Below are 9,838 nucleotides of genomic sequence, written 5' to 3'. Positions count from 1 at the left end.
CAGGAGATCGTCTTGGCCCGCTCGCGCGCCTGATTCAAGGCGGGCAGCAGCATCGCCGCCAGAATCGCGATGATCGCTATTTCAGTAGCCTCAAAAGCTGGATTTTTTCTGCTATTTTCTGCTAATTTTGCATTTTCGTCAAATTATAACACCAACAATAACAATTAAGGAAATTATATCACTTAACACGGTACGATCTGATACATTTTTCTGTATGATCCAGCATTGCCGGCCGGCAGGGGTCATGCTATAATGTATACCCGTGCAGCGGTTTGGGTTTACTGAGGATGTCCCGGTGACAAAGGCGCATCCGCCTTTTATTCTGGAGTCTGTTTTAAATCTGAAAAAAACTCTGTTCATTCGGCGCCGGTTCGCCGCCTGAAGTGGCGCCGCTCATCATCTGTTTTATAACCGCTCCGCTTTCCTGGGCGGATGATCCGGCCCTCTTCTGAACCGGAAACACCGTCGGAAGGGAAGAACGGCGGAAATCAGCCGCGCGTTTCCTGACGGTAACGTGCGCGGACCGCATCCGCGACAGCTTTGCCGAGTACCTTATGCGCATATCGTCGGAGACGCCGCGGCGGAACTGGTCGAAAGCGGGCTCTTTCCGCCGAGTGACACACCGTTCGTAACGCTTCCGGCGGACTCCCCGGTCTTCCGCTGGTTCCACGCGATGCTCGACCTGTACCGTGCCGACCCCGTCCGGAACCGGGACCAGTGTCTGTGGTACCTCCTCGGAATCGGCCTTGAACTGAAGAAATATCTGGACGCTCCGGAACGAGTCGACCCCCTCTGCCGGGAACTGGTCGAGTTGAAACGCAGGATTTTCGCCGCCCCCCTCGCCCATTACGACTTTGCGGAGATGGCACGCTGGAACAGAATCTTGGAAAAACATTTCGCCCGGAGATTCGCTGAAGTCAACGGTCTGACTCCCCACAACACCGTGATTCATGCGAAGTTGCAGCTCGGGATGGAACTGCTGCTGAAAAAGTATTCGGTCAAAGAAGCCGCCGCAGCAGCAGGATTCAACTCCGCGTCTTATTTCTCCCGCATCTTCAAGAAATACTACGGCCTGCCCCCCGGAAACATGATCTGAAAAGAAAGCGGCCGCCCGCCCACAGAATGCCAATCCCGGAAAACTTCCCGGTGTACCGCGAGACACGCATCATTTTGTCGCATATTTACTGTTTTCCGACGCATTTCTTCATGCAATAAATTTCATGTGTGGTATAATATACATTGGACGAAGCAGAGCATCTGCCAGAGCCGGATTACAAGGGAAAGGAAACAATATGCACAAACCGTTCACCCTCATAGAATTGCTCGTTGTCATAGCGATTATCGCGATTCTGGCGTCGATGTTGATGCCGGCTTTGAACCAGGCACGCGACGCAGCCAAGAAAACCTCCTGCGTCAACACCCTCAAGAGTTTCGGCCAGGCCGGGCTGCTGTATGCGGATCAGTCGAATGATTACTTTGTGCCGTACGGGACAGGCCCCGGAACACCAACCTGGCGGGAAAACCGTCTGTTCCGCACGCTGATGGGCAGCGTTCCGGTCGTGATCGACGATTACCGGGTTGCCGCCCAGTGCCTGCGTACGCAGGTCTGCCCGAACTCCTACGCCGCGACCGGTCCCGTCGTGCCGGAGATCGACCTCTCGTACGGGGTTTCGGCGGAAGATTTATACGAGTCGGCCTGGCATACGCTCGGCGGAACTTCGATGATCTCGGCCTACAAACTCGGACGAATCAAGCAGCCGTCGCTCCGGATGACCTTTGCGGATGGTCTTGATTTCGTCCGACAGTACAACTATTCGAGCCTGATCAGTTATCAGAACACGGCTGACAGTTCACGCGCCTGCATCGCCGCCTACCGCCACAACAAGGCTGCAAATTCCGCATTTTTCGACGGCCATGTCGAAACGCTCAGTTACAGCCAGATTCTGGGGGATAAAAATCGCTGGTACAACTTCTATGATGCTCCGGTCTACTGAACGATTCTGCTTCGACCGCGCCCGCTGGATCGGCCCGCAGCAGGTACAGGTTGACTGGCGGGCGCCGGAACTGCCGGCCCCCTGTTTTCGTCGTGAATTTACGGTCAACTCCTGCCGGGACGCCGAACTGCGCATCTGCGGGCTGGGGTTCTTCGTCTGCCGGATCAACGGGCAACGGGTCGGCGATCAGGTGCTCGCTCCGACGGTCTCCATCTACGACCGCCACGTCCGCTTTCTCTCTTTCAATGTCAGCGAACTCCTGCATATCGGTCGCAATGTAATCACCGTGACCCTCGGCAACGGCTGGTACAACCCCTCGACCACCGAAGTCTGGCATCTCGACAAAGCGGTCTGGCGCGATTATCCGAAACTGCTTCTGCAACTCGATTGCGGCGGAAAAACCGCAGTTGCATCCGACGAAACCTGGCGTGTTACCACCGCCGGTCCGATCCGGTTCAATGCGCTTCGCAACGGGGAGTTCTACGATGCGCGGCTCGAACAGAGCCGGCAGGATCTAACCGGATTCGACGATTCCTGCTGGGAAAACGCCCGCCGTGTGGCCGGTCCCGGCGGAGTGTTAATTCCCGAAATCCAACCGCCCTGCCGGATAACGGAAACACTGCCGCTGGTCCGGCTCTCTCCGGAACTCTTCGACGCAGGAGAGAATCTCGCCGGCTGGTGCCGGCTCCGCGTACGCGGAACGGCGGGCGCACGCATCACGCTGCATTACGGCGAATCGCTCGACTCCCGCAACCGGCTGGACAATGCGGCGATCGGCATGTTCGTCTTTTCCGGGGAGTTCCAGACCGACAGCTATACGCTCCGCGGCGAAACATGTGGAGAAATCTGGGAACCCGAATTCACCTACCACGGCTTCCGGTATGTCAGGCTCGAAATCGAAGGAGAGGCGGAACTGCTCGCGCTGGAAGCACGCCGGGTCGGGACCGATTTCCAGAGAATCGGGAACTTCCACTGTTCTCTCCCGATCGTGAACGAACTTGAAGCGATGGCGCTGCGCAGCTGCCGGGCCAATTTCGTCGGCATTCCGACCGACTGTCCCCACCGGGAGAAAAACGGTTGGACCGGTGACGCGCTGGCAGCGGTCGAGACGGTTCTCTACCATTTCGACGCAGCCCGCGCTTACGAGGGATTCCTCGAAATTCTGATCGACACGCAGCGACCGAGCGGCCAACTGCCGGGGATGGCGCCCACTTCCGGCTGGGGCTACAACTCCGGCAACGGCCCGGCCTGGGACGGTGCGCTCGCGCTGATTCCTGAATTGATTCTCCGCTTCAACAACGACGATCGTCCGTTGCGGAAATGCCGCGATGCGATTCGGCGCTACCTCGATTACTGCGAAACAATGAGCTCCGGCGATCTCGTCTCATTCGGGCTCGGAGACTGGTGTCACGTCGACAAATCCCGGATGGCCCCGGTCGAACTGACCTCCAGCTGTTTTCTCCATGCGATCCTCCAGACGGTTGCGGCATTTGCCGCCCGGATCGGCGACCCTGCGGAACAAACGGAATATCTCGCCCGAGCCAGACGGGTCGCCGCGGCGATTCTCCGAAAATACGCCCGCCCGGACGGCTCCTTCGCCGACGGGCGCATGACCTCACTCGCCACCCCGGTCTATTTCGGAATCGCTCCGGAACCGGAACGAACGGCGGCATTGCTCGACGAAACCGTCCGGGCCAACGACTACCGGATCGACTTCGGTTTCCTCGGCGCGAAATTCGTGCCGAGGGTGCTGGCCGAACACGGTTACGTCGATACCGCCTTCGAACTTCTGACCCAGACGAAGTTCCCCGGTTGGGGCTACTGGGCAGTGCGCGGAGAGACGACCTTCCTCGAACACTGGGAAGGCGGCGACTCCCGCAACCATGTGCTGTTCGCCGACCTGTCGGCCTGGCTTTTCCGATATCCGGCCGGATTCCGCCACGATGCGCCGGGGAAACTGGTCATCGCTCCCGTACTGCCGAAAAAACTCGACTCCGTCCGGTGCGACTACCGCGGCTGCCGCTCCGAATGGCAACGCGAAAGCGACGGCAATGTCCGTTTCCGGATCACGATCCCGCCGGAAACACGGGTGCGGCTGGAACTCCCGGGCATCCCGGCACAATGCGTCGGCCCCGGAGAGTACGAATTTTCCCGGGAAAGCAGCGAATCCTGAACGTTTCCACGGGCCGAAGCGGGCCGACACCGGAAGAATCTTTTCACACGGGACGCCGGAAAATTCTCCGGCGCCCCGGCTGTCACTCCAGCCGCAGATCGGTAATGTCGAAGGAGACCGCGCGCCGCGGGAAACCAACTGAACGATCTTTGCCGTTGTAGAAGATCAGCTCCGTGCGCATTCCCGCGAGCGGGAACGATTCTCCCTGAAATTTGAAATCCTTCTTCAGATCAAGTCGCACCCGAATCCACTTTCCCTGAGAATCCTGCAATTCAAAGCTGTGAACCATCCGGGAACGGTGGTTCGCCTCGGGAATCGTAATCTCAACTCTCCCGGCGGAGGAGCTGCGCATCAAAAACGAAAGCGTGGAGTAATCGTTCCGCCTGAGCGTTTCGCGATCGAAGAAGAGGAATGCAATCGCCGCGGGAACACCATTCCCGACGTTGCCGGGGAAGTGAATGCGGGCGAAATGGCCTCCCGGCGCGTCAGGAATCTTCTCGGCAAGCAGTTCGATCCTGCCGGGCTCGCCGCCGTTGTCGCTGCCGCCCCCCCACTTCTGGTCGCGGTTGTTGGAGTCGAGCCACACCAGCGGCTGCGGATGAACAAGTTCCGCAGTGGCCGCCACCAGAATCGGTGTGGCGCGCGGCGTTTCCGACGCGATGAAATCGATCGATTTCACCTCGGACCAAGGCCGTGGATTCTCCCAGCGTGCGACGTAACAGCCGATCTGGTAACCGAGCGAATTCATACGCGTAATTCCCGGAACCGCCTGTGGCAGCATCGCCGGGCTCCACCAGTCGGCGACATTCACCGGCACGGTCATCGGGTACTGGACGTTCCGGCCGTCGGCGTAATGAATCCGATAAGTCGCGCAAATACCGTGCTCTCCGCCGTAACCGGCGGTGTGCAGGAAACAGATTCCGGAAACCTTCGCATTCACCGGAATGCCGACCGCCTGCCGCGCTCCGCCCGGCGTGTTCCGACCGCGTAACACCACGCAGGAACGTCCGCCGTTGGAAGCCGGATCGATGATCTCAAATGGAACATTCGCCATCGTCTGACGTCCCAGCGGCATCTGCCGAAAATCATTATCTCCCTCATCGGTCCAGCCGCCCCGGTTATCCCCGGCCCGTTCATCGGCAAAGCCGCGGTTCGCAACCTTGCGCAGGTCAAGATACAATTCGCGGCCCGGTACGATGGAAAACTCCAGAAGCCGTCCCTTTTCGATCGGACGCGCGTCATAAAGTTTCTCCGGTCCGGCAAGATAGGCGAAGAGGTTGCGCAGATACCGCGTCGCCGCACCGTTCTTTTTCCAGAGCCCGACCGCATCGAGTTGAGAGAAGAGCGCGCGTCCACGCCCGACAGCTGCCTCGGCCACTCCGGCACCGGCGTTGTGCGAATCGAGGAATTTGCCTTTGACCGCGAGAGCCGTGGCATTCAGCGGAACGAGAGTCCCGGTCAGGAGATTTCCGTCCGGGTTCTCCGCCCAGATGTCGAAATCAGCTTGATTCAGTCCCGCGAAAACGGGATGATCGAGCGTGACGATCTCCACCATGGTATTGTAATCTCCATAAACCTGATATTCGGGGAAAACCGGCAGAGAACCGGGTTTCTGTTCGAGCGTCAGCAATCGTCCGCCGTTCTCGAGCCACTCCCGCACGGACGGCGTGTCGATCGCCTGCGGCTCGACGCCGGGCGGAATCACCGCCGCTTGAAAGGTTCCGAGCGCCTCCCCGCGCCGAAGCTCCCGGTACGGGATGCCGAGTTCAGAGAGGATCGCCGCGACCTGCGGTGAAGGTGCCAGCAATGCGACCGGAGCGGCTCCAGCAACCGGTTTCAGCACCGAATCGCGCTCGTGGAACGTCACGGGATAGCTGTTGCGACCGACATCGCGTCCGTCTTCCTCCAGCAGCGTCAGCCGCAGCTCGCACGCCGGCGGCAGATGCGCCGGAAACTCCAGAACAAAACGCTTCACCACCCGGGCGCCGCCCGCAAGCGGCCCGAGATCGAGCGTGGTGAGTTCAACCGGCGGCTCTTTCCCCACATCAAGATCGATCCGCAGTCGCAGTGATTTTAAATCCGGCCCGCTCTGATTCAGGACAAGCGCCTCGATCTCCACCCGTCCCGGAATTAGAAACTGTCTCGGCATCAACCGGTTGTCTCCGTTGTCACGCAGCAGAGGATAAACCGGCTGCGTCCAGCGGGTTCCCATGCGGGTCGGATAGGCGATCCAGGGCGCGAACCCTGCGATGCGGGAATCCTGGCGCATCAACTCCACCAGTCTGGTACCGAGATAGTTGTGCGTATACTGCCAGCTCCGCTGCGGATCAAGCGCCGCACGGACGCCGATCACTCCGGAGTAACCGGCCGCGCCGGGATTGCCGAAATTGTAGTCGGCATTGATGACTTTCAGATAGTCGTCGATGTTGCCGTGTTTGTAGTTCGGATCGGGCTGCAGTCCCCAGCCGCCGCCGACCGTTTCGGAGAAAAACACCGGCTTGTCAAGTCTGCCGTCTTTTCCATAAATCGCCGCTACATCCCGATAAAGCGCATCAAAATCACTGTTCCAGCGCGTCCACGGTTTGGTGATGCCGACATAAAGGTGAAAATCGAGCACATCGGTATCCAGCGGCTCCTTTCCGTAGTTGCCGACATTGCCGACCCCGGCAAACGCGCTCACGGGTCGCTTCTGCCGATCAAGCCGACGAACCAGAGCGACCTGCTTGTTGAGCTGACGAGTCAACGCCGGGTCGCGCCGATGCTCGACTTCGTTGCCGAGACTCCACATCACCACCGCCGGATGATTGTGGTCGCGGATCACAAACTCTTCGAGTTCGGCGAGATTATTCTTCTCAAACGCCTTCTCGTCGATCTTCGGCAGGAAACAGAAACCCCATTCGTTGTAAACCATCAGGCCGATTTCGTCGGCATAATCCAGCACCAGCGGATCAATCGGCTGGTGGGGATTGCGAAAGATGTTGTATCCCTTTCTGCGGTAACCATCCATCTTCTCATACTGGGAGTGGTGGAAACCGTCCGCAGTATCCCAGCCGCCGCAGAACATGGAAGGAACACTCTCAGAATAGAGGAAATAAGGGCGGCCGTTCAGCTGAAATCCCGTACCGGCCGTCTTGAAATCCCGGAATCCGAAGCGCTCCAGCCGGGCGGCGGCAATCGTTTTCCCGTCCCGCAGATAGAACATCGCAAAATAGAGATTCGGTTCCTCAGGCGACCACGGCCGGACGTTGTCGAACCGCATCGAAAGTATCCCGGAGTTCACCCCGGGCTCCAGCGTGAGCGCGGGAAACTCCCGAACGACCGGTTCCGGTCCCTTCTCCTCGGCGAACCGTACTGCGATGCCCGGCGTCAACGTAAGACGGCTACCGGTGTGGTTTAGAATCCGGTAATCGAGCCGGAACGCCCCGGTATGATCGGTGGAAAGCAGGGTATATTCGATCACCGGATCAGAATCGAACTCCAGGGAGACCCGATTCCAGATTCCCCCCTTGACCGCCTGCCGGTCCCACATGCAGCCGTAGGTGTGGGTCGCGACCTGATCGCGCGGACCGAAATCCGCCAGAACCCGCAGCGCCAGCAGATTTCTGCCCGGTTTCACAAACGGCGTAATATCGGCGCGCCATGGAACAAAATCCCCGTGGTGGCTGCCTGCAAACGTCCCGTTCACATAGAGCCGCCCCTCGTAACCGACATTCGTAAAATGGAGAAAAATCCGGCCCGCCGGAAGCGGATCGGGCAGTTCGATTTCATGCCGGTAAATCCCCTTGAAATAGGGATTCGCCGCCTGCCGGTAATCGCTGCCGCCACGGTCAACCGTAGTCCCGGCAGCACGAAACACTTTGTCGTAGGAAGAGGATGGATTCAGCCACCAGTTCAGCGGCACCCGGATCAGCTCCCACTTCGAATCGTCAAATCCTGGAGCAATACAGGCCAGATCACCGGCGTCCGGTTCGCCGGGAAATGGAGACTCGGAACTTGCGAGTCCGGAAAACTTCCATTTCCCTGCCAGCGACCGCGTCCGCAGCAGCTCTCCCGGCCGCACACTTCCGGCCTCGGGAACGGAAAACTCGAGTTGTTCCGGCTTCAACAGCGCCGAACCACGCCGGGGAAGTTCCCGGTCAGCCGGCAGCCAGGGTCCGGCTCCCCACGCGGCGACGGCCAGAACCGCTGCTCCTGCGGCAAGCATTCTCTTCCACATGCTTCATTCTCCTGATTGATTGTTCCACATCGCGGCAGACATCGTGCTTTCTTTTTTAAATATACCCGATTCCCCTGGAAAGAAAACGGACTTTTACGACATTTAATGATATTTTTCCGCCATTCCAGGGACAGAATCCCCCGCTGTCGCATTTTTCCGAGGAATTACCCGCAATCTTCCCTGTTCGCAGCGGAACGGAATGACGGGGTGATGATTTTGTGCTGTTTGCGATACTCTCGCGGCAAACATCCGAATTTTCGCCGGAACAGCCGGGCAAAATAACTGCTGGTCGCAAACCCCGCCTGTCGAGCGACACCGGCCACCGACGATTCGCTTTCGAGCAGAAGTTTCGCCCCCCGGTTCAGGCGCAGCTCCGTGAGATACTCCCCGGGGGAACGGTTGACAACTTCGCGGAACAGCCGTTCGAGCGTCCGTACGGAAACGCCGTTTTTCCGGGCAAGCTCGGAAACCTGAAGAGGCTCTGAGCAATGTTCTTCCAGAAAAGCCAGAAGCCGCCCGACTCGGCAGAGGTCTCCAGCCTCCTGGCCGCAGGAGCGTGTGAAGACACGGGAAATCAGAAGAACGAGCTGCATGAAACCGGCGATCATCCCGAACACGGAACCGGCCCGCTGCTCCGTCTGTTCCCGCATCATCATCTCGATGAACTGCCCGGCCTCCGTCATCTCCGCCTCATTCAGCCGCAATTGCGGAAGATGCAGCACCCCGGCCAATCCCGGCGGCACTTCGAAAAAAGCCATGTAACCGCTCATCTCATACAAATCGCCCAGCGGCATATTCAGACGTTCCGGCAGGTAGAGAATGTTGACGACTTCAAGCGAATGCAACTCACGATAACGATGCAGATTCCCGGGACGAATCAGAAACACGTCACCGCGCTCAAGCACATTTTCACCGGATTCCGTCACATGCACCCCCCGCCCGGACCGAACCAGAACCAGTTCAAAAAATTCATGTCCGTGAACAACATCCATGTTGACGAAATATTTCTTCGACAGCACCCGCAACCCCGGTGAAGAACCGGAGAACACATTGCTGCGCGACAACATCAATGTCTGCGCACCGCCCCCCCTGGCCATATTCATATCCATTCACTCCCGCAGGAATCCGCCCGCCCAATCGTCATCCGTTGAAAATATCGTAACAATATCATTCCAACGGAATTTTTCAAGCCGTTCCACGGCTTTTCAAACGGCAGGAGGGCCGGGGAATCTCAGAAACCGACAGCTGATTCGCCGACTGCCGCCGGAAATCACAAAAAGGGCCTCCCCGCCATTCCGCGGAGAAGCCATTGCGTTCAAAATATCCTGTCGCCCGCGCATCATCCGCGCGGGAATCGGGGAGGAGATGAAGTTGTCGCTCCTCCGATAACGGGGAGGATGTCAAGGCGTATTTCGTCAAAGAAACGCTGATTGATCTCCTGTATGGTGGTAACTG

The 9,838-nt window shown here is 58.5% G+C and carries 5 protein-coding genes; 3 read left to right on the top strand and 2 right to left on the bottom strand.

Annotation, left to right across the window (positions count from 1 at the left end; genetic code table 11):
* The first annotated feature begins 514 nt into the window (after positions 1–514).
* The 3 genes from Q0K10_RS15070 to Q0K10_RS15060 all read left to right on the top strand — a co-directional run bounded on the left by Q0K10_RS15070 (position 515) and on the right by Q0K10_RS15060 (position 4,167).
* Positions 515–1,096 (top strand): AraC family transcriptional regulator, encoded by a 582-nt coding sequence (locus Q0K10_RS15070; protein WP_294508796.1) that lies wholly within the window; start codon positions 515–517, stop codon positions 1,094–1,096.
* A gap of 196 nt (positions 1,097–1,292) precedes the next feature.
* Entirely contained in the window at positions 1,293–1,994 is a 702-nt protein-coding gene (locus tag Q0K10_RS15065) for a prepilin-type N-terminal cleavage/methylation domain-containing protein (protein WP_294508792.1), read from the top strand.
* Positions 1,975–4,167 carry an alpha-L-rhamnosidase gene (locus Q0K10_RS15060; protein ID WP_294508788.1) on the top strand — a complete coding sequence of 731 codons (2,193 nt, stop codon included), beginning with the start codon at positions 1,975–1,977 and terminating at the stop codon, positions 4,165–4,167. Before Q0K10_RS15065 ends, Q0K10_RS15060 begins: the two co-directional genes overlap by 20 nt.
* A gap of 82 nt (positions 4,168–4,249) precedes the next feature.
* Here Q0K10_RS15060 and Q0K10_RS15055 read toward each other — a convergent pair whose 3' ends face one another.
* Positions 4,250–8,383: a glycoside hydrolase family 2 TIM barrel-domain containing protein gene (locus Q0K10_RS15055; RefSeq protein ID WP_294508785.1), complete on the bottom strand. Its 4,134-nt coding sequence runs from the start codon at positions 8,381–8,383 to the stop codon at positions 4,250–4,252.
* Positions 8,384–8,547: 164 nt separating this feature from the next.
* Positions 8,548–9,486 (bottom strand): helix-turn-helix domain-containing protein, encoded by a 939-nt coding sequence (locus tag Q0K10_RS15050; protein ID WP_294508782.1) that lies wholly within the window; start codon positions 9,484–9,486, stop codon positions 8,548–8,550.
* Positions 9,487–9,838: the final 352 nt, after the last annotated feature.

The sequence above is a fragment of the uncultured Victivallis sp. genome, from assembly GCF_944391105.1.
In the GTDB taxonomy this organism is placed as follows: domain Bacteria; phylum Verrucomicrobiota; class Lentisphaeria; order Victivallales; family Victivallaceae; genus Victivallis.
Note: the sequence above shows the minus strand (reverse complement) of the source record. Positions and strands in the feature narration are given on the sequence as shown.